General features: G+C 46.2%; 21 protein-coding genes. 7 read left to right on the top strand and 14 right to left on the bottom strand.

Annotation, left to right across the window (positions count from 1 at the left end):
• Nucleotides 1-49 precede the first annotated feature (49 nt).
• Entirely contained in the window at nt 50-526 is a 477-nt protein-coding gene (locus MKY95_RS05495) for an RNA polymerase sigma factor (protein ID WP_036606312.1), read from the top strand.
• Between the two features lie 261 nt (nt 527-787).
• A complete protein-coding gene (locus MKY95_RS05490; protein WP_339199912.1) occupies nt 788-3535 on the top strand; it encodes a DUF5689 domain-containing protein in 2748 nt (915 codons plus the stop codon).
• Nucleotides 3536-3612: 77 nt separating this feature from the next.
• Here MKY95_RS05490 and MKY95_RS05485 read toward each other — a convergent pair whose 3' ends face one another.
• The 7 genes from MKY95_RS05485 to MKY95_RS05455 form a co-directional block, all read right to left on the bottom strand.
• Nucleotides 3613-3852, bottom strand: a complete 240-nt coding sequence (locus MKY95_RS05485; protein WP_076319399.1) for a hypothetical protein — start codon at nt 3850-3852, stop codon at nt 3613-3615.
• Nucleotides 3821-4150, bottom strand: a complete 330-nt coding sequence (locus MKY95_RS05480; RefSeq protein WP_076319398.1) for a hypothetical protein — start codon at nt 4148-4150, stop codon at nt 3821-3823. Before MKY95_RS05480 ends, MKY95_RS05485 begins: the two co-directional genes overlap by 32 nt.
• Before the next feature lie 439 nt (nt 4151-4589).
• Complete coding sequence (locus MKY95_RS05475) at nt 4590-4850, bottom strand: hypothetical protein (RefSeq protein WP_076253377.1); 261 nt, start codon at nt 4848-4850, stop codon at nt 4590-4592.
• Between the two features lie 319 nt (nt 4851-5169).
• Entirely contained in the window at nt 5170-5976 is an 807-nt protein-coding gene (gene phnE / locus MKY95_RS05470) for a phosphonate ABC transporter, permease protein PhnE (protein WP_100526573.1), read from the bottom strand.
• Nucleotides 5973-6824, bottom strand: coding sequence for a phosphonate ABC transporter, permease protein PhnE (gene phnE / locus MKY95_RS05465; protein ID WP_036672541.1), 852 nt, complete (start codon nt 6822-6824; stop codon nt 5973-5975). Before phnE (MKY95_RS05465) ends, phnE (MKY95_RS05470) begins: the two co-directional genes overlap by 4 nt.
• Nucleotides 6821-7618 carry a phosphonate ABC transporter ATP-binding protein gene (phnC, locus tag MKY95_RS05460; protein WP_036606306.1) on the bottom strand — a complete coding sequence of 266 codons (798 nt, stop codon included), beginning with the start codon at nt 7616-7618 and terminating at the stop codon, nt 6821-6823. The genes phnE (MKY95_RS05465) and phnC overlap by 4 nt, the downstream gene beginning before the upstream one ends.
• A 177-nt stretch (nt 7619-7795) precedes the next feature.
• Nucleotides 7796-8779, bottom strand: a complete 984-nt coding sequence (locus MKY95_RS05455; protein ID WP_036606301.1) for a phosphate/phosphite/phosphonate ABC transporter substrate-binding protein — start codon at nt 8777-8779, stop codon at nt 7796-7798.
• Nucleotides 8780-9052: 273 nt separating this feature from the next.
• On the opposite strand from MKY95_RS05455, the gene MKY95_RS05450 reads away from it, so the two are divergent.
• The gene (locus MKY95_RS05450; protein ID WP_036606298.1) at nt 9053-10657 is read left to right on the top strand and encodes a bifunctional UDP-sugar hydrolase/5'-nucleotidase; all 1605 of its coding nucleotides are present in this window, start codon (nt 9053-9055) and stop codon (nt 10655-10657) included.
• Nucleotides 10658-10754: 97 nt separating this feature from the next.
• On the opposite strand, the gene MKY95_RS05445 is transcribed toward MKY95_RS05450, so the two are convergent.
• From MKY95_RS05445 to MKY95_RS05430, 4 genes are all read right to left on the bottom strand, one after another.
• Nucleotides 10755-11090: a hypothetical protein gene (locus MKY95_RS05445; protein ID WP_036606296.1), complete on the bottom strand. Its 336-nt coding sequence runs from the start codon at nt 11088-11090 to the stop codon at nt 10755-10757.
• Between the two features lie 274 nt (nt 11091-11364).
• Nucleotides 11365-13203 carry an ABC transporter ATP-binding protein gene (locus tag MKY95_RS05440; protein WP_036606294.1) on the bottom strand — a complete coding sequence of 613 codons (1839 nt, stop codon included), beginning with the start codon at nt 13201-13203 and terminating at the stop codon, nt 11365-11367.
• Nucleotides 13184-14992, bottom strand: a complete 1809-nt coding sequence (locus MKY95_RS05435; RefSeq protein WP_076329414.1) for an ABC transporter ATP-binding protein — start codon at nt 14990-14992, stop codon at nt 13184-13186. The genes MKY95_RS05440 and MKY95_RS05435 overlap by 20 nt, the downstream gene beginning before the upstream one ends.
• Before the next feature lie 245 nt (nt 14993-15237).
• Nucleotides 15238-16296, bottom strand: coding sequence for a CotH kinase family protein (locus tag MKY95_RS05430; RefSeq protein WP_036672549.1), 1059 nt, complete (start codon nt 16294-16296; stop codon nt 15238-15240).
• Nucleotides 16297-16634: 338 nt separating this feature from the next.
• Here MKY95_RS05430 and MKY95_RS05425 point away from each other — a divergent pair, with 338 nt between their 5' ends.
• From MKY95_RS05425 to MKY95_RS05410, 4 genes are read left to right on the top strand one after another with little or no spacing between them, the layout of a single operon-like run.
• Nucleotides 16635-17378, top strand: coding sequence for a hypothetical protein (locus MKY95_RS05425; RefSeq protein WP_051446979.1), 744 nt, complete (start codon nt 16635-16637; stop codon nt 17376-17378).
• A gap of 53 nt (nt 17379-17431) precedes the next feature.
• Nucleotides 17432-17569: a hypothetical protein gene (locus MKY95_RS05420; protein WP_155985018.1), complete on the top strand. Its 138-nt coding sequence runs from the start codon at nt 17432-17434 to the stop codon at nt 17567-17569.
• On the top strand, nt 17570-18916 hold the full coding sequence (locus MKY95_RS05415; protein ID WP_036606287.1) for an arsenic transporter: 1347 nt from the start codon (nt 17570-17572) through the stop codon (nt 18914-18916). It begins immediately after the preceding gene.
• 13 nt (nt 18917-18929) lie between these two features.
• Entirely contained in the window at nt 18930-19592 is a 663-nt protein-coding gene (locus MKY95_RS05410) for a hypothetical protein (RefSeq protein ID WP_036606285.1), read from the top strand.
• Nucleotides 19593-19656: 64 nt separating this feature from the next.
• On the opposite strand, the gene MKY95_RS05405 is transcribed toward MKY95_RS05410, so the two are convergent.
• The 3 genes from MKY95_RS05405 to MKY95_RS05395 all read right to left on the bottom strand — a co-directional run bounded on the left by MKY95_RS05405 (nt 19657) and on the right by MKY95_RS05395 (nt 22229).
• Nucleotides 19657-20223, bottom strand: coding sequence for a hypothetical protein (locus MKY95_RS05405; RefSeq protein WP_036606283.1), 567 nt, complete (start codon nt 20221-20223; stop codon nt 19657-19659).
• Nucleotides 20224-20361: 138 nt separating this feature from the next.
• Nucleotides 20362-21465, bottom strand: a complete 1104-nt coding sequence (locus tag MKY95_RS05400) for a toxic anion resistance protein (protein ID WP_036606281.1) — start codon at nt 21463-21465, stop codon at nt 20362-20364.
• Between the two features lie 11 nt (nt 21466-21476).
• On the bottom strand, nt 21477-22229 hold the full coding sequence (locus MKY95_RS05395; protein ID WP_339197439.1) for a hypothetical protein: 753 nt from the start codon (nt 22227-22229) through the stop codon (nt 21477-21479).
• Nucleotides 22230-22264 lie beyond the last annotated feature (35 nt).

Genomic DNA, 22264 nt, shown 5'->3' with positions numbered 1-22264 from the left:
ACCAGACCGGACCCAAGCCTGATCTGTATCCAAGGGGGATTCACATCATATGAACAGCACACAAATTAATGATGCTTATATCAACTATAAATCAGAAATCACAAGGTATCTATCCCATATCGTCAAACAACCGCAAGATGCAGAAGATTTGGCACAGGATTGTTTCATTCGACTAATGAACGTTACCGTGGATATCCCTGAAGATCGCATTCTCTATTATCTCAAACGCATTGCCCGTAACCTGGCGATGGACAGCTTCCGCAGGCGAACCCGTACACTCAGACGAGACAGTCGTCTGGAGGTACCTACCCATCACGTCGATACATCCCACCTTGAAATTAGCGAAGGTGTTCATGATCTTGTTTCCCATATTAACAACACCGAACATCGTAAAATATTAGAACTTCGCCTCATCCATGGATACTCCATTAAGGAAACGGCAGAGCTGGTGAATCGCAGTGAAGGCATGATTAAATCCTCTGTCTTCCATGCCGTCAATCGAATTCGGGCCAAAGTCATCTCATAAGAGATGGCTTTTTATTTGCGTAAAATCAATATGCACGCAGAAATGAATGGATTATGACGGGACCGAAATACCTATGGATATGTCAAAAGACCCAATTTTACAAATATCGAGTTAATTTTTACAAATTGTTATGACTATGTGAGATTTTCATGTGGTAGAATATGGACGAACTCATGAATCAACTAATATTTGGGAGGGATTTGGTTGGGTAAATTAACAGGTATGCGAGGAGTAGTTTTAAAATCACTCCTGGCATTGTCCATGGCTTTGCCGCTTCAGATCGGATTATGGAACGGAGATGCATCGGTTCATGCGGAAGGACCGACAGACCCGGCACCGTTCATCCAGGCAAAGGTTGTGAACCAAAATGCAGGTAAAAAAGTATTGTTCGACAACTCTCACGGCCAGACGGCTGGAGCTGCAGACTGGGTCATTGATGGAGGTTTCTCCGACTTCGGGAATGCACTCGCCAATGATGGTTACTATGTCAAAGAACTTCGCAAGACAACTCCATTTACCTATGATGATCTGAAAGAGTATAACGTATTCGTTATTGCAGAGCCTCAAATTCCTTTCAAAACATCCGAACAAGCAGCACTGAAACAATATGTTGAAACGGGCGGCAGCATCTTCTTTGTTGGAGATCACTATAATGCAGACCGTAATAAAAACCGCTGGGATGGCTCTGAAGTCATCAACGGCTATCGTCGGGGAGCATTCGAAGATCCGGCCAAAGGTATGAGCACCGATGAGCGTAATTCTGAAGCGATGCAAAATGTAACCGGCTCGGACTGGTTGTCCGATAACTTTGGCGTACGATTCCGCTATAACGCACTTGGCGATATCAACGCCAATATCGTTGTACCGGCAGATCAAGCCTTCGGCATCACAGAAGGCGTATCGGCTGTAGCCATGCACGCCGGTTCAACACTTGCAATCACCGATCCGGAAAAGGCAAAAGGTATTGTGTACCTGCCAAAAACCAACGCAAAATGGAATAACGCGGTAGACCAAGGTGTCTACAACGGCGGCGGGATTGAAGAAGGTCCTTACGTGGCTGTATCCAAGCTGGGCGCAGGTAAAGCTGCCTTCATCGGTGACTCCTCTCCAGTAGAAGATGCATCACCAAAATACTTGCGTGAAGAGACAGGCACACGCAAAACAACTTATGACGGTTTTAAAGAAGCCGATGATGCCGTGTTGCTCGTGAACACCGTAAACTGGCTTGCTACACAAGAGAACTACACAAGCCTAACTGAAGTGAACGGACTTGAACTGGACACAGCTACAGCGCTGTTGCCATTCGAAGAGCCGGCTGCTTCCACAGAACCACAGGCTGAACCTTGGTCCGCACCTGCTGCCGGATATAAGTGGTACGATCGTTCCACGTTCAAGGCTGGTTCTTATGGTGGCCCTGCATCCAGTGCAAACGCTGCTTACAGCTTCGTGAAGCAGGATACACTTCCAAATGCAGAAGACTTCCAGATTCGTGTAGTTGTGGAGAATATGGCTCCAAACACAACCGTATCCGGTTATAGTGCCGGTATCTATCTGACTGGCGGAACACAGGTCGCCATGATCCAGAATGAAAGTGGTACTTGGCCAACTTCGTACGGGTATAGCTCCACATTCAGTGTAACCTCGGACAGCCAAGGTCGCGGGATCAAAGATCTGAACGTCCGGATCAAACCAGGTACAACTGGCGCTGCCAGCTTGCGTCTGCGTCTGAATGGCAGCAACCTGATCACCAATGCCGTGACTGTTGGCAATGTGCCAGCAGAACAGCTTCCGGAAGAAGAAGGACCGATTCCAGCGGCTATCACCGTTGCTGAAGCACGTACCAAAGCTGCTGGCACTACCGTAACCATCGAAGGTGTTGTGACGACAGAGCCAGGTGCATTTGGTGGACAAGCCTTCTATCTTCAAGATGAAACTGCCGGAATCTACGTATTCCAGCACACTAGCGGCTTCCATGCTGGTGACAAGGTGAAAGTAACAGCAGCAACAACCATCTATAACAGCGAGTTCGAGCTTACCGATATCGTTGCGATTGAGAAAACAGGTACGGCTTCCGTACCTGCTCCAATCGAGGTTACTGCAATTACAGATGCGAACCAAGGTCAACTGGTTCAATTGAAAAATGTAACGATTGAGAATATCATCAGTGCTACACCAGTTGGATCTTTTGAATTCGACGCGGTAGCAGCAGATGGAACGAGCACACACATCCGTGTAGACACCCGTACAGGTGTGACGGAGACTGCCTTCCCTTATGCTGCTGGTGACAAAATCGATATCACAGGCGTTTCCGCTATTTTCAAAGATGTATATCAATTGAAACCTAGAAGCTTGAATGATTTTGTACCTGCTGAAGAGCAAGGTGGCGGCGAAGTGCCTTCCACTCCAGCTGCAGGAGCACCGGGTAAACCGGTGCTTTCTTCTGATAATGGATATACCACTGGCCTGTTCGAAGGTTCGTACAACGTAAGCATGAACCTCTGGTGGGGTGAAAACGGTTCTGAGTACAAACTGTATGAGAACGGCGTTCTGATCGATACGCAGAAGTTGACTGCGGCTTCACCATCGGCTCAGTCCTCCAAAACCGCCATTACAGGCAAAGCCAACGGCACGTATACTTATGTAGCTGAGCTGACCAATGACAAAGGCACAACACGCAGTGACGTGCTGACGGTACAAGTAACCAATGCCGCTCCAGGCAAAGCTACGTTGTCCCAAAACAACTGGGATGGTGACGGAAATTACAACGTATCCATGAACCTCTGGTGGGGTACAAACGCAACCGAATACCGTCTCTATGAGAATGATGTATTAATTGATACACAAGCGTTGAACGCGGCAACACCAGCTTCCCAAAGTGCTACAACTGAATTGTCGGGTCGCGCTAACGGAACGTACACGTACCGTGCTGAGCTGATCAACGCTGCAGGCGTAACCAGCACCGAGACAATTACGGTTCAAGTGACTAAAGCATTGCCTTTGGCTAGCTAAGAGTTTCGATTATTTAAACTTGTATAATCCGCAAAGAGGGCCTTTCTCCGTTTAACGGAGAAAGGCCCTCTTTCTATTTATTCTATGTTGTTTCGAGGAGCAAATCCGTCTCCAAATTGCTCACTCATACGCGCTTGAACTCTGTAAGCTTCTTGCTGATTGCGAGCTGTAGCGACCACATAAAAATTCTGGTCTGACGTCTGTCCTGCTCTGCCAAGATTCAGATTAATATTCTCCCATGCTGAATCAAACCAAATTAGTCCATGCCATAACGTTTCCAAGGGTTCACCTGATTTTAGATAATGAAGGTTTCCCATATGAATGCCTCCTTGGCTTTCCGCTACGTAGATAGTCATCATATCTCCAGTTGTTTGTAAAATCTTTACCTTCGATTGTAATTCTGCCTTCGAACGTAGACTGACGAAATAGTGGACGGTACATCGTTCCTTCTACCTTAATTGCAGTCGATTCGGTAGTTTCCGGATCAACCTGTGCATAGGTTACAGCTTCACGTGTAACATTGACTTCTTTAGGAAACTTGTAAAAATAAGCGAATAGACCACCGCCAACCAGCAGTACGATCAACATAACCAGAATAGATGATTTATATGTCATTAGAACCTCCAGTTCACACCAATGGTCAATAAGTTAATCAGCACATCACTTATCTTACTTGAGAAGGAAACATTGGAGCTAGAGGAGAAATCGTTTTAACCGTTTTATTCTCCACTCCCGTCAGATCAATTCTAGTTACATAGGAATTCCTTGGCTGGAAAGTATCTAAAAAAGCTGCCACTGCTAAAGAACCCGACAGATCTTATTCGGCCATTTGGGCCGAATTTTAAAATCTAACGAACCTCAGCATCGCTATTTAACTACATTTCAGTTGCCAAAGGGTTAAATCGGGCAAAACGCAACAAATAGCGCCACTACGATTCGTTAGAATTCCAGTGATGCCTTATAAGGCTAAATAGGGACTCTCAGGTTCCTTAGCCCAGTTCCCGCAAGGCTATGCTACATTGTTTAAATTCTTTATCGCCGATGCAGAACGGGTTCATTTCAAACGTTCTGGCTCATAGCCATTTCTAACAAATAGAATGCTGTTCCATACAGCACAATAAACGGCCACGGCGATGACACTAATGACAAAAATCAAGTTCATCTGTGTAAACGTATAACTGCTTCCCGTGAAAATGATCAGGATTGCACTGAGCCCAATATTTTCTCTGTTATGTTTTTTAAACTTCTGAAAGATCATTCTGTACAGCAATATCAATACCATAAATACAATCCATATAAAATAAAATATTTCCATAGGTCACCTTCCTTTCGAAAAACTCATTTCTTGTATGGGTATCTAAGAGGAGTATTGATTAATATCCTTAATTCCCTTTATATAGAAACCTATTAATATTACATGGATTTGGAAAATAACTCAATCATTGTGATGCATATTCTTGGAATCCTCTTATTCCTCGACGGTTAGCTGAGCAACAAGAACGCACCGATGTTTATTTACAGACACAAAAAAAGACTATCCCTGCCAATATTCCGGCACCGAATAGCCCTCTCTTCTTACGCTATCAACTTATCTTAATTTATCATCTAGTATATTCGTAGCGCCACATTAACCCTTACACCAGCTTCTTACGAATATACCCTGAGATCAAGTCAATAATCGTGATCATCACGATAATACCCAGCAGGATTATACCTACTCGCGGCCAGTTCCGAGTACTTAACGCAAAGATCAGCGGTGTACCGATACCCCCTGCTCCAATTACACCCAGTATAGTCGCGGAACGTACATTGATCTCAAAACGATACAATGTATAGTTCAGGAAGCCAGGCATAACCTGTGGCAGGATGGCAAACCACAACTGCTGCATACGATTGGCTCCGGAGGCAAGCAGCGCCTCGGATGGGCCGTAGTCGATATTTTCAACTTCATCTGCGTACAACTTGCCTAACATGCCGATGGAGTGCAACCCAAGGGCGAGTACCCCTGCGAACGATCCGGGGCCTACTGCCTTGATGAACAACAAGGCCATGATAATCTCAGGGAACGTGCGAATAAAGCTGAGTACCATTTTGCCTGCACCCGAGATGGAACGATGCCCACTCATGTTACGGGCAGACCAGAAGGCAAATGGAATACAGAGCACGGCCGAGATTACAGTACCCAACACAGAGATTGCCAGCGTATCCAACAATCCCCGCAGCAGGTCTTCTCCCTCAGGCAAATATACAAACTCCCAGTCCGGTGAGAAAATTCCGGCTACAATGGCTTTCATAATCTGAGCGGCAGTTTCCTTGAAACCAGTAAACGGTACACCGGCAAGCGCCCAGACATACACAAGGATTAACAGTAACACAATGACCCAGCGTAGCGGGTTCTTCCGTGGTTTAGGCCGGATGCGGCTTGTTTCATTTTTCATCATAGCAATTTCTCCCGCAGCTTAGTACTTACATAATCAATGACCAGAACGATGACGAGGGTAAACAGAATGATTACGCTGGTCTTGTCATACTCCAGGAACCCAAGTGTGGCCTCATAGTAAAGTCCAATTCCTCCGGCTCCCACCAGTCCCAGAATGGCAGCCGCACGTATATTTATTTCGAAGGCATACAGCACATAGGATGTGAACTGGGCAGCCAGTTGCGGCACCACGCCATATACAATGAGCTGAATCCGGTTCATACCAACAGCCGTCATCGCTTCCAGCGGCCCCTGATCAATGGTTTCCAGCGTCTCATACGTCAGCTTCGCGATCAGACCTATCGAGAACACAGCCAGTGCCAAGATTCCGGGGATTGGCCCCAAACCAAACACAGCAACGAACAAAGCAGCAAGCAACAGATCTGGCACGGTCCGAATCAGGTTCAACAGAAAGCGCGCTGGATAGTAGATCCAGCGACTTGGCATCAGGTTACCGGCACAGATAATCGAGACTGGAATCGCAATAATCGCACCAATGGTTGTCCCAATCAGGGCCATTCGAATCGTTTCAAGCATGCCCTGCACGATATTATCAAAGTAACTCCACCGGGGCGGGAACATCTCCTTCAGCAGATCCAGCATGTTGGGAAAACCTTCAAACAACTCCGTGAAGCTGGCATCCGTCTGCTTGGCACTGGCCCACAGAAGGAGCAGAATGATCACTAAGGTGAGCAAATGTTTCGTACGCCCAGGCGGTTTTGGGCGATTCACAACCTGAGCCGGGCTGGAACCAGGTTCCTTCCCCACTCCGCCTGAATTCTGAAGTGGAACGTTGGACTGCCCCTTCATACCACAACTTCTCCCTGCTCATGCACAGCCTGCTTGTCCAACAATTCGTCAGCCAGAATTGGTCTGCCGTAAATTTCTGCAAAGCGCTCATCCGTTGCCTCTTCTACCGGGCCGTCGAAGACCACCTCGCCTGCTCGCAATCCGACAATACGGGTCGCATACTCTCTCGCCAGATCAATAAAGTGAAGGTTGACGATGGTCGTAATCCCAAGGTCTTGATTGATGCGTTTCAGGTCATCCATGACCTGTTTTGTTGTAAGCGGGTCAAGTGAAGCAACCGGTTCGTCGGCCAGAATGATTTTTGCTTCCTGTGCCAGTACACGGGCAATAGCGACACGCTGTTGTTGTCCACCAGACAACTGATCTGCACGGGAATAAGCTTTCTCCGAGATATTCACACGATCCAGCGCAGTGAATGCCAGTTCAATATCCTCTTTTGGAAAACGACCCATAATGGTACGCATGGTGGAATGATATCCAACGCGTCCAGCGAGTACGTTACGTAGTACACTGGACCGTTTTACCAGATTGAAACTCTGGAAAATCATGCCGATGTCACGTCTGATCATGCGTAGCCGTTTGCCTTGTGCCTTCGTGATGGAACTTCCGTTAATCAGAATCTCGCCCTCACTAATGTCGTGCAGTCGGTTAATGGAGCGTAAGAGCGTTGATTTACCCGCACCGGACAGACCCACAACAGCAATGAATTCACCCTGCTCAAATTTCAGATTAATATTATCCAGGCCCTTGGTGCCGTTAGCGTAAGTTTTGGTAACGTTATGAAGCTCAATCATGACAATATCCTTCTTTCATTCATAATGATCAACCATACATGAGTCCTTGCTATAATGGCACAAGCCAGCGCAGCGTAGATCACGCTGAACTGGCCTGTCCATTGCTACGATTAAGCTGTTCCCATCCAAGAAAGCTACTACAAAGTGAACAAATCCCGAATTACTTTTGGATCAGAATTATTCACCTTTCACTTTTTCGCCATACTGACGAACGATCTCAAACTTGCTATCATCGGACTCTACATAACCTTCATGCGTATAGATTTCTTTGATGATCTGGTGACCTTCAGTATCTTTACCGATATCGATGAAGGCTTGTTTGATCTTCGCAGTCCAATCTGCATTCATGTCTGTACGAACGGCAATGGTATCGTTAGGAATAGGCTCAGTGAACGCCAGTACTCGTGTATCTTCAAATACAGTCGGATAGTCTTTAGCTACCGTGTTGCGGGCATCTTGGAAAATAGCTGCTGCATCAACGTCACCGTTTAATACAGCGATAACACCTTGGTCATGACCTTTCAACGTTACAGGTGTTACATCTTTTAATGGATCAATGCCTCTGTCCAGCAACAGACCTGCTGGCCATACATAACCTGCGGAAGACGTTACGTTTTGGTAAGCGACTTTTTTACCTTTAAGGTCCTCGATGGATTGAATCGGCGAATCTTTTTTCACAATGAACATGGATTTATAGGAATCCGCCAACTCTTCGGTTGGAGCACCTGTCTCATCATTTACACCGAAACGTTGTGCTTGCAAAATAACCTGCGCAGCGCCTTTTTCTTTAGCCAGTACATAAGCTGTCGGAGGCAAGAAACCTACGTCTACTTTGTTGGAAGCCATTGCTTCAATAATTGTGTTGTAGTCGGTGGATACGCTAACTTTTACCGGAATGCCCAGTTTGTCACCAAGCAACTTCTCCAGCGGTTTCGCTTTGGCTTCAAGCGTATCTGCGTTCTGGGAAGGAACAAATTGAACCGTCAATTCAGTTGGCACATAACCTTCGACAACTTTCTCTGTCTCTGCCGTAGACGTACCGGATGCATTAGAACTCGCATTATCCCCGTTAGCCGAACCTGTTGTACTACTACTAGACCCACAAGCACTCAGAAACAGAACCAAAATCAACAATGGTAAAAATAAAGCAGACTTCTTCAAACGAACACCCTCCAAAGAGTTTCTATTTTTCAGTACTTATCTACTATAGTTGCCAAATATTAGCGCGATGTGAAACGAAATTTGGAGTTTTGTAAAGTTTCCTGTCAGGCTGTCAGCGCGACTTGTATCTGTTAGAATAGGCTCATTATGGTTGAAGATATAAGAAGAACATCGGAGATAACGGCGTATACTTCGGTTCTTCAGGTTATTCATTCTTCTCCGTTTTATAGTAATTCCATATATCTGAACTTATATATTAGAGGAGATTGTAAAATGACATCCACAAACCATACGGCAAGCTTCGATATTCTGTATACCAGTGATCTGCACGGGGCGATCCGTCCCATTCATTACAATACCAATGCCTACCGCCCGGCTGGGCTTGCCCTGCTGGCTTCCCTGATTCGTAAGGAACGTGAACGTGCACCTGAATTGATGCTGGTGGATAACGGGGATCTGCTGCAAGGATCACCCTTGGCCTCCTATGCAGCTTCACAGGTTTCCAAAAACGAAGTTCATCCATTCATAACGGTACTGAATGAACTGGGTTATGATGCTGCGGTGATGGGCAATCACGAGTTTAACTATGGTCAGGCATTATTACACGGAGCAGTTGAAGCTTCCAATTTCCCTTGGCTGTCTACCAATATTGTAAAGGATGAGCAACCAGACGTACCTGCCTTCGGTCCACCGTATCTAATCAAAACCTTGTCTACGGGTGTCAAAATTGCCCTGTTGGGCGCAACTACGCACTACATACCGAACTGGGAGCACCCGAAAAATATTGAGGGTTTACAGTTCCTTGATGCCTTGGAGACGATTCGTGAATGGGTTAGCTACATCCATCAGCATGAACAACCAGATGTAATGGTTGTCAGTTATCACGGCGGATTTGAGAGTGATCTGGAGACAGGCGAGCCCGCAGAACGGTTAACTGGAGAAAATCAAGGCTATGCCATCTGCCGGGACATCGAAGGTATCGATGTGTTGCTTACCGGACACCAGCATCGTCAGCTTACCGCTAATATTCATGGTGTTACCGTCATTCAGCCGGGCTTCAGTGGAAATGGTGCGGGGCATGTATCCATTCAGTTGGAACAATCATCAGGTGGGAAATGGCAGATTACAGATAAGCAGGCTCGGTTGTTACTTCTGGATGAACATCATGAGGTTGAACCTGATGCAACCGTCATGAAACTGACGGAAGAGCTGGAAACTGAGGCACAAGCATGGCTTGATCAACCCATTGGCGAGGTGGCTGGGGATTTATCCATCACCAATGCTACGGCTCTGCGACTCAAGGCACATCCATTCATTGCTTTTGTACATCAAGTGCAGATGGAAGCGACTGGAGCGCAGCTCTCCAATACCGCCATGCTGAGTGAAGAAGCTCGCGGTTTCGGGAGTCACATCACCGTTCGGGACGTGTTATCCAACTTCATCTATCCTAATACTCTGACGGTGCTGGAGTTGAGTGGTCAGGATATCCGGGAGGCACTGGAACAAACGGCACGTTACTTTGAAGTGAATGCTTCTGGTGAGGTGGCAGTTAATCCGGCTTATATGGAACCCAAACCTCAACATTATAATTACGATATGTGGGCTGGCATGGAATACGAGCTAGATATCTCCCAACCTGTTGGCAGTCGAGTTGTGAAGTTGGAACATGAAGGCCAGCCAATGGACATGAATGGCATGTACTCTGTGGTGATGAACAGCTACCGCGCTGCTGGCGGCGGGGATTATGCAATGTATCCGGGCAAAAAGGTACTGCACGAAGGTGCCACGGACATGGCCGCACTGGTGGAAGATTACATCCGCAGACACCAGCCGTTAACGGTGGAGCAGGCTAATAACTGGAAAGTTATCGGAAGTTAAATGAGAAAGAGCAGGTCCTGTGATCAGGATCTGCTCTTTTGTTTTCAACCTATTGCTTACTTGTTCTTGTTGAATTATGCCGTCCTGTCACGTCCCGTTATCCGATATATTGAAGGATTAACTGATATAATGCTATTGAAAATCCTAAGATACTCGCTTTCATTTTAGATGGATGATATCTTTCGCTACGAATCAAATAAAAGAAAACCAAAATAAACCCTGCCGGGATCCATAGTTCAAAGACACCATTTGTTGTACTTTGAGAATAAATTGGAGTAATGAACGTACTAATCAAAAAGTAAAAGAAAACCGTAAAACGTCTTGTTTCTAATTGCTTGCTCCACCTTACTAGAATGAAAATAATAATGATTGCGATAATCGTAATGTGTAAAGGGGGAAAAAGAAGAGCAGCATTCCCAAATTTAAATTCCATTCCGCATTGCCCTCCTCTCTTTTAATGCATCACATGACTGACTACAGGCATACGTGTAAAAATTCATTCTCATGCTTCAAAACCGCTGGCAACCGTCCAAAAACGGACCTATTCCAATATATCCTTATTTTAACATACAATCACAGTTCCGTTTTCCATTTTCCTTCAAGGGAATATGCAAAAAGAGCAGAATTGAGGAGCATCGTGCCCTCATCCCTGCTCTTTTGACATACCTACAAGTTCTCTAATACATGTCCCATATTATCCAAAATGACTATTGCGCCTTTTTACGCAGCTGACTGTAATACAGCTCGCTGTAGAAACCGCCTTGTTCCAGCAATGCATCATGCGAGCCTTGCTCCAGTAGCTGCCCATCCTTCAGCACCAGAATTCGGTCTGCCTGACGGATCGTGTTCAGCCTGTGGGCAATGACAAAGCTGGTACGGCCTTGCATCAGGCGTTGCAACCCTTCCTGGATTTTAATCTCCGTAACAGTATCAATACTGCTCGTCGCTTCGTCCAGTACAAGTATGGATGGATCTGCCAAGATTGCCCGGGCAATGGCGAGTAATTGCTTCTGCCCCTGACTAATGCCGCTCCCATCAGCCTGGAGCACTTTGTCGTACCCGTCCTTCATACGCACGATGAAGGAATGGGCATTTGCCAGCCGGGAGGCTGCTTCCACTTCTTCATCCGTCGCGTCCAGACGGCCAAAACGAATATTTTCCCGAATCGTGCCCTGAAAAAGAAATGAATCCTGAAGCACAAATGCCATATGTGACCGCAGATTCTCACGCCGAATGGTGGTCATATCGCGTCCATCTACGGTTAATGTGCCACCCGTCGGATCATAGAAACGGGATAACAACTGGATAAGTGTCGTTTTCCCCGCTCCGGTCGGACCGACAAGAGCAATCATCTCCCCCGGTTTGGCTTCAAAGCTGATGTCATGCAAAATGTTACGCCCTTCATCGTATCCAAAGGATACTTTCTCAAAGCGAACGGCTCCCTCTACCTTGTCCAGAGATATCGCTGCCCCTTCATCCTTCGCTTCCTCATCTTCGTCCAGCACCTCAAATACGCGCTCAGCCCCCGCAATTGCGGACAATAACGTATTCCACTGGTTTGCCAGATCATTCAGCGGACGAGTGAATTGGCGAGCATATTCCACAAAGATTATAATCACCCCGACCGTAACCGAACCCTGAATCGCCAGAATACCACCGATGCCCGCAACAATCGCAAAGCTCAGGTTATTCAATCCATTCATCAGTTTCGGGATAAAACCAGAGATCGTCTGTGCCCAGAAACCGGAAATCCGGATGCGGGTATTCCGTTCCTCAAAACCGCGAATCACTCGCTCCTCTTGGGAGAATGCCTTAATGATCCGCTGCCCGGATAAAGTCTCTTCGATGTAACCGTTAAGTTCACCGAGATTGCGCTGCCGCTCCTTGAAGAGCGGTCCCGTTCTGCGCGTAATCCAACGCATGCCGATGGCCATCAGAGGCACAACGATAAAGGTAAGCAGGGTCAGTAGCGGACTGAGCCAGAGCATAACCCCAAACGTTCCGAGCAGTGTTAATACACTCGAAAAAATCTGGATCGCCGAGCTGTTCAACGTACCGCTGACATTCTCGATATCATTGGTCACCCGGCTCATAATCTCCCCCTGCTGGCGTTTACCGAAGAATGGAATCGGTAATTTGTGCAGATGGGAGAACAGATCATACCGCATGCGGAACACGGTTTCCTGTGCAATTTCGATCATCCATATATTTTGTAACCAAGATGTAAGAGAGAACAAGACATACACTGCGGTTAATCCAATCAGAAACCGAGTCCAGCTTGCCCCGGCTTCCCCCGCGATGAAATCATCCACGGCCACCCCTACCATGTAAGGGCCAAGCAAAGCGAGTGCGGAGCTGGCAAACACCATCAACAGTACCATGGACAGCTTAACCTTGCGACGTGCCAGATAGGTCCAGATACGACCTAGCGTACCTGACCAGTTCTTCGCCCGTGCCTTGGGTTTGCGACCACCGCCTGACCGTAACGTCTCCGGATCAATCGGAGGCGGTGGCTGACGGAAAGGCTCAATGAATGCTTTGAACATGCTGTGCACCCTCCCCGTATTGTGATTCATGGATTCGACGATACAGCTCTGACGACTCCATCAGGTCTTCATGTTTTCCCTGTCCAATGAGTTGTCCATCATCAAGCAGCAGAATCAGGTCCGCCGAAGTCGTTGAACTGATCTTCTGGGTGATGATAAACGTGGTACACGACAATTCCTCCAGCGCATCGAGCAGTCTGCCTTCTGTAGCCACATCCAGCGCACTTGTGCTATCGTCCAGAATCAGAATTCTTGGTCTACGTACCAGTGCTCGTGCAATGGAAAGTCGCTGCTTCTGTCCGCCGGAGAGATTCACTCCCCGTTGACCCAGCAATGTATCATAACCGTTTGGTAAATTCTCAATTGTTTCATGGATCTGCGCGCGTTTCGCGGCTTCCACGATCTCATCCAAGGTAGCATCTTCCTGACCCCAGGCAATATTCTCCCGGATGGAACCGGTAAACAGGACAACCTCCTGAGGCACATAACCAATCGCACCACGCAGCATGGACAGATCCAGCTCTGATGCATCGGCACCATCAATCCGTACCTTTCCTTGATCCTCTGTGTATAACCGCGGAATAAGCTGTACGAGCGAAGATTTGCCTGAGCCTGTTGCTCCCATAATGGCAATGCGCTCCCCCGCTTTTGCCGTAAATGTGATGTTATCCAGTACTGTAATTTCACTATTCGGATAACTGAAGCCTACACTGCGGAATTCAACCGCTCCCTGCACAGCGCGCTGTTTCTTCGCTGGGTATACAGATTGCGGAAAATGTGAAAATTTCATAGATCCAGCAGATGGTGCAGACGTTGATTCTGCCTTATTCTGTTCAGTCTCCGACGTGTCCTCCGTATTAAACACTTCATTCAGCCGTTGCGCCGAAGCGCTTGCTCTGGAGAAGGTTACCAGAATCCATGACAACGCAGACATGGCACCAATTGTGCGAAGCAGGTAGTTAATGACGGCGACCACTTCACCCACGGTTGCATTACCGGAGGCAATGTCGACTCGTCCAAACCATAACACGGCGATGATACAAACATTCATCATCAGCAGCATGAACGGCATCGTGGTCTCCGTCAGGCGCAGCGCGGAAATGGTGCCTTTCATCAGCTTGCCGCTGAATCCGGCAAAGCGTTCAATCTCATGGCCCATCCGTACGAAAACACGGATCAGCCGAATGCCTGTCAGATTCTCCTGGATGACTCCATTGACGGCATCCAGTCTGCGCTGCACATTGCGGAACAGCAGCGCTGCCTTTTTGATCATCCACACTACAACAATGAGCAGTACAGGCACCATGACAACCAGCAGCAGACCCAACCTCGGGTTCACGATCACTGCCATAATCATGCTACCAATCACCACCAGGGGCACACGTGTCATGAATCGCAGACTCATGAAGACGGTGTCCTGAACCTGGGTCACGTCCCCCGTTAATCGGGTAATCAGGGACGACGTCGCGAACCGGTTAAAGACGGCATAAGAGAACGTTTGCACTTTCTCATACAGCTTCTCCCGCAGATCGTATCCAAACCCCAGACTTGCATGGGATGCAAAGAACGAACTCGCAATTCCGGCAGCAAAAGCCACAACAGCACTGCCAACCAGCACACCGCCCCACAACCAGACGACAGAAAGGTCTCCCTGCTGAATCCCATTATCAATGATCTTGGAGATCAGATAAGGCTGAGCCAGCTCCACCGCAAGCTCAATTAACATCATGACCAGGGCTGCAATCGCGGCAACTCGGTACTTCTTCAAGTAGTACAACAGCTTGATCATAAGCATTCCTCCGGCTCGGAGCACCCTAAACCGATAACACGTTCCAGCTCAGAGCCTCCATTAGACATGTTGTTTTCTCCACAGCGTCCAATATGTAATCATTTCTATGTACACATATGGTTATTATAGCGTATTTTACAATGCCGCTTCTATTCTTATTACCCTACTTTTCCCAATACAATAAACTTCTCTTCATTTTGGCAGTAAAAAAAGGAAGGTCTCCCTTCCTCACACTAGTTAAGTGCTTACAGCTGACGTAGTTTTTCACTTAGATACTCCCGACGTTTCAGCACATATTCGCGAATTCTTTCCGGTTCACCTGCAAATACATCCATGGGCCATTTCATGTAAGGATCTTTGTTGACATCTTCACGAATCCCATTGTGCAATCGATGGACTAGAGGCATAATTCGCTTCTCTGTAAAAGCATTCATCAGATGCTGCCGCATCAGCTTTTTATATTGTTGACGGAAACTGCGGAATGCCAGCAATCGTCCGGTAAGTCTGTTATACCCCTGAATACGAACAAGATTGGGATCAACTCGTGTTCCATAACAGTTCCTCCCCCAAGTACCCTCATAATCCCAAGGCAGGATGCCATATTTACCGCTTTTGATTTTCTCATACCATGTGTAATTCTGATGAAATCCGTCGAAGTTCCCTGTAAGCACAGCTCCACTTAACCAGCGTAAATAATTGTCTGTATCCACCCTCGACTGTAAAAAACGAAACAATTCCAGCCTGGACTTTATGTTCAACTGCTGAATAAAGTTACGTAGCCTTGTGCGATCCACATCTTTACCACGAATTAAGCTGTACCCTGACAATAGATCGGTACTTGTTGAAGAGGAATTCGAATTTATCATAAAACCAGCATGATCATTCACCGCATAGAAGATACTGCGCACAGGGATTTTCCGTTGGCGAAAAAAGAAGGATTTCACTCCTTCGATCCTCAGGTATACACCCAGAAGCTGCCCGTTCAGATAGAGTACGCAGTGTTGTGTAGACGGTGCGGGTACACGAATCGACTCAAAAAAACGAAAAGAAAGTGCATTGCGCAACAACGAAGGATCATCATACTCCGCATTAAAATGATACGTTCGGCTGGATGTACGAATCTCAAATGATTTTTTGGGATAACCGCGTGTATGTCCTCCACGGTATCGAAGCCGGATCGGAAACGGCTTACCGTCCATCTGCATCGTGCTGTTCACAAACGTCTCTGACCATATATTGGACGTTAACTGTTGATATTCGGTTGGAGACAAGCTGATATGGTAGACAGGTAGAGCCATTTCCATCCGCCTTTCGAGTACCTGTAAGATTCGCCCGTAGGCTCTTACATCATCCTATGCAGATGCACAGAAAGTCGTACGGGCGAATGCACAGTCCTGATACTTATCACATCCCAATTCACTTGTCATAATGCGGAATAACCGAGTTATTAATCTATAAATTTACATCATTTTCATAGATTATAGCTGAAATGGTATAAATATAGTTAACTGGCTAGTCCCTCCAAGAAGCATGTCACATATGCTTAAACTACAGACAGACACGAATGACGAATGGAAGGGATCACATTTACATCCACCATTTCTGTCCATCTGAACTTATATCATGGAAGGGGTCAAACACAATGTCTATGAATGGTCAAGGAATAAGAGGTTTGTTGGGAAGAGAGATTAAGATTAACCGGGGAGGACCTGATTCAATACAAGGTACACTTACGGACGTACGCTGGGACTACATGGCAATGAACTGCAAAGAAGGGATTGTCTACGTTAATGAATCACATGTCAAAAGCATAACAGATACAGGCCGTTCCGGTGGTAACCGAAATGCAACCATGGGGAACCCTATTCCTTCCAACACGTTTTTGGGCGTTATGCAAGCACTCCGCTTCCGCCATGTTCAGATTAACCGGGGAGGACCTGAAAAAGTGGAAGGCATCCTGGCCGATGCCAACCAGAACCAATTGATCATGACTTTGAAAAATCAGGAGATTGTTCGTATTCCGATGCAACATGTGAAATCTGTATCCCTCGTACGTGGTGGTGGGAACAACAACAACAACAACAACAATAGCAGTAATAATAAAAGTCAAGGGAACCAAGCAGCCCAAGGTAATCAGGCGGCTCAAGGCAACCAGTCGCGTGGCAATCGTTCTCAAGGGAACCAAGCAGCTCAAGGCAACCAAGCTCAGGGGAATAAGTCCGGCGGCAATAAATCTCGAAGCAATCAAGGCAATCGTTCTCAGGGGCAACGAGTTCAAGGCAACCAATCTCAAGGCAATAAATCAGGTGGCAACAAGTCGCGTGGCAATCAAGGCAACCAAGGCAGTCAATCCCGTGGTAACAAATCCGGCAATAAAAAGAAGTAAATAAAATAAACTGACAACTTAAGTTATCTACCAGCTTAAAGGGGGGAATTATCATGTTGATCTTCGTCGCATTAGTCTTGATTGGTGTGCCTTTTTACTGGATCGTTACACCCGGAAGGCCCACTCCATCCCATGAACATCTGCTTCAGGCTTCGTCAGGACTTCTCCCCCTGGGAGGTGAATCACAGTAAATGCCTGACTACCAGTTGTGGTTAACCTTCGGGGTCTTTATCATCACTGTCATTTTCCTGATGTGGCGTCCTGGCGGATTGAATGAATCTATACCCACCTCGCTTGGCGCCCTTCTTCTTATTTTAACTGGAGTGAGCAGCTATGCTCACATAGTTGGAATCTTCGGGATCGTATCTGGTGCAGCCGTAACAATCCTCTCTACCATTGTCATGTCGATTATTTTAGATAGCATCGGTTTTTTTCGCTGGATCGCTTTGAATATGATTGAGAAAGCAAGAGGTTCCGGCTTTCGATTGTTCTGGCTAATTCTATTACTTTGTTTTCTCATGACCATCTTCTTCAACAATGATGGCAGTATTCTGATCACAACTCCGATCATTATTCGAATCTGTTCTATACTTCGTCTGAAAATGCATCAACAGTTACCCTACCTGATCTCCGGTGCGCTAATCGCCACGGCTTCCAGTGCGCCAATTGGACTTAGTAATCTGGCTAATCTGATTGCTTTGCAAATGGTTGGCTTAAATCTGAATACTTATACTCAGATGATGTTTGTGCCATCCATGCTTGCGATCATGGTGATGACTGTACTACTGTTCTATTATTTTCGTAGAAGTATTCCCAAAGTTATTCATCATTTCCCTGTATCCCTGCAGTCTTCATCAGGTTCAGGATATCATCCGCTTCAGACAACTGAATCCGAGAATAAAGTAGACTGGTGGCTGTTCCGTGTCTGTATTGGTATCGTTGTATTTATCCGTGCAGGATATTTTCTAGCTGAGCAAGTCGGTATACGTATGGAGGTAGTTGCAATCACTGGTGTTATTCTCATGCTCGCTGTGCGTTGGTATCGCACCCGGACTGGACTCAAAGATGTGATAACACAAACGCCCTGGCACATTCTACTCTTTGCCTTCAGCATCTATGTTATTGTGGATAGTCTTCACCGAGCAGGCATGACCGCATCGATCATTCAGTGGATGAAACCTATAATAGAAGGAGGAAATGCCAGCATCATTGCTGTGTCGGGGTTAATGCTCACTCTGCTTTCCAATCTATTCAACAATTTGCCCTCCGTCATGATTGGGACCTTTGCTGTTACAGATCTTCCACTAAGTGAATCTCAACTGCATCTTGCGTATCTTGCCAACATTCTGGGAAGTGATATCGGAGCCTTGCTGACGCCTATTGGCACCTTGGCAACGTTAATTTGGATGTATATATTAAAGACCCATCATATTCGAATCTCCTGGAAACAGTATATGAAAGTTACCTTTATTGTGATACCAATAAGTCTAATTGTTAGCCTAATTTCACTATATATTTGGACATCTATTCTCTATTGAGAGGAGGAATACTGTGGAACTTCTTACTCATTGGCTGGGTAAATCCGTCGAATTGGAGCTGTCTGGCTGTAAACTACCGATCCAGGGTGAGATCATTGATGTAGGCCAGGATCTGATTGTAGTCTACGGAAACCAGCGATTTGTTTATATTCCACTTCATCATGTTCAATCCATGCATGTCAATACGGCAGATGATTCAAGTATAGTTTTGCCAACACCCGACCCCGAGATGGATCACACCAACATCTCTTACCGCAAAATGCTGATGAACGCCCGTGGACGTTTCAGTGAAATTTCCATCGGAGGGAAAACATTGCATGGTTATATTACAAATATTATGAATGACTACTTTATGTTCTACTCTCCGTTATATCATTCTATCTATGTTTCCATTAATCATCTGAAATATATTATTCCTTCCCCTACTAACAGCACACCCTATTCTCTTAGTAAGCAACATTTCCCTATGCAACCTTCGTCCATGTCACTCTCCCGTACACTCGATCAGCAACTTCATAAAATGATAGGTGAACTTGTTGTACTCAACCTCGGTTGCAAGCCTTACCGAGCAGGGTTATTGAAGAATGCAGACAACCACTTGCTTGCGTTGGTAGAAGCGGATGGGACTTCTTTAATTATGCATACCGATCATATCCAAACCATTCATCTCCCTTGAATATCAGAAGAACAAAAAGGTTCATCTGCCTATGGCTGATGAACCTTTTTTTCACCTTTACATCCTACCATCTTCTGCGTCCACGATCACCCCTATTATGATCATTCAACTCACCAAGACGATCGTATGTCTCCTTATATATCCGAATCACGGCCTGAACTTTGATGAAATCAGCATCTTCCGGTCCAAGCCCCTCCATAAACATTCTCTGAATGATCTGTTGGAAGAATTGCACTCTGGCCTCAATCTGTTCTTGCTCAAGCTGTAATATGTCTTCGAAACTGTGGTTCCCTATGTAATCCATCAACTCATCATCAGGACTGGAATAATCTGCGTTTCTCCGATCTGCTACCCATTCATCCGGCTCATTGGACTGGAGGTTAACACTGGTGCGTAATTGGGATAAGATGATTTTCTCTTTAGCCAACATGACATGAAAATCTTTGTTACGGAGTAGCTCCGATACAATCAGACTGCACATTTCACGGTTTTGGATCAGTATGCCGTCAAATGGATGCAGCGTCCACTCCCCGTTTGCATAATACAGGTTAAAGTTAAAGAACTCACTGCCATATTTGTATTGAATATTAATCTTGGTCTCATCAATAATCTCGAATGAAAAGTCCAGCATGTTCAGCAAGCTCCTTCGCACAACCCCAGATTTTACCATCATTCTATCAAATAAATGAAACAAAGAGACGCACTCGGCGTCCCTCGTAGAAAATAAAACCATGTAGCAATCTCGATACGATATGCAGCGAGTCCTACCCTAATCCAGGAAAGATCCTAATGCACTGGAATCCGGTTTGTTTTTCTCCGGAATGGCAGCAGCCTTCGGTCCTTCCAGACCAAGTCGATCGCTCATTTTGGCGTTAAGGGTTGTCATCTTGTTGGTATAGTCATTACAGCTCTCGATGATCCGGCGATTGGACTGCTCGGACAGATCCAGTGCAGACATCAGATCACCCATCGCTTGATTGACCGCTTCAAGGGACATCGCAGGTTTGGACAACAGTTCATTTGTTTTCTCTGTTGTTGTCTTCAACAATCTGGCGTTCTCCTTGAATTGATCTTCAATCGTCTTATTCGTAGCTTCCACAGCAGAAATGACCTTCTCCTGATCATTAAGAGCCATCGCAATCATGGCCGAAACGGTGATCAGATTCGCTGTTTTATCAATGGCATTATTAACGGAATCAATCAGCTTGTCATTGTTATCATTAATGATGTCGGTAGCTGCGATTGCCTGATTGTACAGCATGATCATCTCTGTCATGGATTGGGTACGTGTTACCACTTTGCGCAACCCACGCTCCAGATGTGCTTTACGATTCTCGTTCTCAGGCTTGGCAATCTCGGTTTCGAACAATGCTTTCAATTGATTACCAAAAGAGATTTTGGTCTGCAAATTGTAGATCTCCTGAATGGAGGAACGTTTCAATTGGCGCATATTTACGATGCTTTCTTCCAGGTTGTCCTTGCCGTCCCGCAACCCGTTAATGATCGCATCAATGTTCGTGCGAACAGATTGATAACGGTATACATAGTTTTTCAGCGGGCTTTTACGTAACAACTTCCCGACAAAACTCACATTTTTACTCTGCTGCAAACTCTCACATTCATCACGGAGCTTCAGGATCATGTTTGATACCTCTGCCCGGTTCCCGGACATCAATTCATTGACTGGGCGATCAAGCAACTTGAGAGTCTGTCCTGCTCTCTCTTGTGTTTTCACGCCCAACTTGCCGATATCATCCATTAAGGTATCCAGATGAGCCGGATCACTTTGGGACACTTTCTGAATAAGCTGTGTTGCTTCCTGGTTAATCCGTTGCTCATCTTCCTGCTTCAACTGAGCCCATTCCGTTGCCATGCCAATCCCTCCTATAATTCAGAGCTGTTATACCGTTGATGTATTAGTTCCGCTTTGTTCTGGAGCTCCATTAAGTCTTTATGTTCAATCGTTGATACAATATCCGATATCTTGGAATCCACGTCTCGAAGACCATTCAGCAGCATACGCCGATTGTTGCGTTTGGCTTCTCCACTTAAACGTAAAAATGGATTAATAAAACCGTTCAGGTCTTTCAAAATAAGTCTGCGCACCGTATGGTTGATATCTCCGTTATTTAGTTCCTGAAGGGAAGGAATCACACGCTGCAAACGGGCAAACAACGCCAATGATTTCTCCACGATCTCATTATCCAGCTCGTTCTTCTGACCTTCGGAGATGATCATATCCTCCAGAACTTCCAGGTATTCAATCACCGGATCAAATACAGGATCTGGTTCAGTCCGGGAAGGCTTCGCTTGTTCTGTGCTTGCATGCTGTGCGGGAGTGGAACTCGGTTGGGGCTCTGCCAGAGAAGCTTCTCGCGCCCCTGTTGGCACTGTGCTCGGTGCTTGTCCACCATTCAAGTGGGATGGTTCATTTCCGATATCTGTAATGGGTACAGGGGCTGATGACGAACCCTGGACCTGTGTACGTGGCGTGGAACGTGAAGGAATCAATCCTCCGACCACAGTTGCCAGTGCCGGAATTGCCCACGTGATGACATCCGGTAGAAAGGGACTCGTGATCGCCGCGAGACCATAACCGACCAATGCGCCTATACCTATCTTCGTTTTCCGTAACATTACTTGTCCTCCTGCCTTAACAACACATACAGTGC

Source organism: Paenibacillus sp. FSL P4-0176 (genome assembly GCF_037975265.1).
Classification (GTDB): Bacteria; Bacillota; Bacilli; order Paenibacillales; family Paenibacillaceae; genus Paenibacillus; species Paenibacillus amylolyticus.
This window is presented reverse-complemented; position numbering and strand designations above follow the sequence as displayed.

What these genes read in the sequence shown, in the direction of transcription:
- MKY95_RS05400 (WP_036606281.1), bottom strand. Translation starts at nt 21,465, where the DNA reads ATGGCAACGGAATGGGCTCAGTTGAAGCAGGAAGATGAGCAACGGATT.
- MKY95_RS05395 (WP_339197439.1), bottom strand. Translation starts at nt 22,229, where the DNA reads ATGTTACGGAAAACGAAGATAGGTATAGGCGCATTGGTCGGTTATGGT.
- MKY95_RS05475 (WP_076253377.1), bottom strand. Translation starts at nt 4,850, where the DNA reads ATGGAAATATTTTATTTTATATGGATTGTATTTATGGTATTGATATTG.
- MKY95_RS05425 (WP_051446979.1), top strand. Translation starts at nt 16,635, where the DNA reads ATGTCTATGAATGGTCAAGGAATAAGAGGTTTGTTGGGAAGAGAGATT.
- MKY95_RS05420 (WP_155985018.1), top strand. Translation starts at nt 17,432, where the DNA reads ATGTTGATCTTCGTCGCATTAGTCTTGATTGGTGTGCCTTTTTACTGG.
- MKY95_RS05435 (WP_076329414.1), bottom strand. Translation starts at nt 14,992, where the DNA reads ATGATCAAGCTGTTGTACTACTTGAAGAAGTACCGAGTTGCCGCGATT.
- MKY95_RS05495 (WP_036606312.1), top strand. Translation starts at nt 50, where the DNA reads ATGAACAGCACACAAATTAATGATGCTTATATCAACTATAAATCAGAA.
- MKY95_RS05430 (WP_036672549.1), bottom strand. Translation starts at nt 16,296, where the DNA reads ATGGAAATGGCTCTACCTGTCTACCATATCAGCTTGTCTCCAACCGAA.
- MKY95_RS05490 (WP_339199912.1), top strand. Translation starts at nt 788, where the DNA reads ATGGCTTTGCCGCTTCAGATCGGATTATGGAACGGAGATGCATCGGTT.
- MKY95_RS05415 (WP_036606287.1), top strand. Translation starts at nt 17,570, where the DNA reads ATGCCTGACTACCAGTTGTGGTTAACCTTCGGGGTCTTTATCATCACT.
- MKY95_RS05485 (WP_076319399.1), bottom strand. Translation starts at nt 3,852, where the DNA reads ATGGGAAACCTTCATTATCTAAAATCAGGTGAACCCTTGGAAACGTTA.
- MKY95_RS05440 (WP_036606294.1), bottom strand. Translation starts at nt 13,203, where the DNA reads ATGTTCAAAGCATTCATTGAGCCTTTCCGTCAGCCACCGCCTCCGATT.
- phnC (WP_036606306.1), bottom strand. Translation starts at nt 7,618, where the DNA reads ATGATTGAGCTTCATAACGTTACCAAAACTTACGCTAACGGCACCAAG.
- MKY95_RS05405 (WP_036606283.1), bottom strand. Translation starts at nt 20,223, where the DNA reads ATGCTGGACTTTTCATTCGAGATTATTGATGAGACCAAGATTAATATT.
- phnE (WP_100526573.1), bottom strand. Translation starts at nt 5,976, where the DNA reads ATGATGAAAAATGAAACAAGCCGCATCCGGCCTAAACCACGGAAGAAC.
- phnE (WP_036672541.1), bottom strand. Translation starts at nt 6,824, where the DNA reads ATGAAGGGGCAGTCCAACGTTCCACTTCAGAATTCAGGCGGAGTGGGG.
- MKY95_RS05480 (WP_076319398.1), bottom strand. Translation starts at nt 4,150, where the DNA reads ATGACATATAAATCATCTATTCTGGTTATGTTGATCGTACTGCTGGTT.
- MKY95_RS05445 (WP_036606296.1), bottom strand. Translation starts at nt 11,090, where the DNA reads ATGGAATTTAAATTTGGGAATGCTGCTCTTCTTTTTCCCCCTTTACAC.
- MKY95_RS05450 (WP_036606298.1), top strand. Translation starts at nt 9,053, where the DNA reads ATGACATCCACAAACCATACGGCAAGCTTCGATATTCTGTATACCAGT.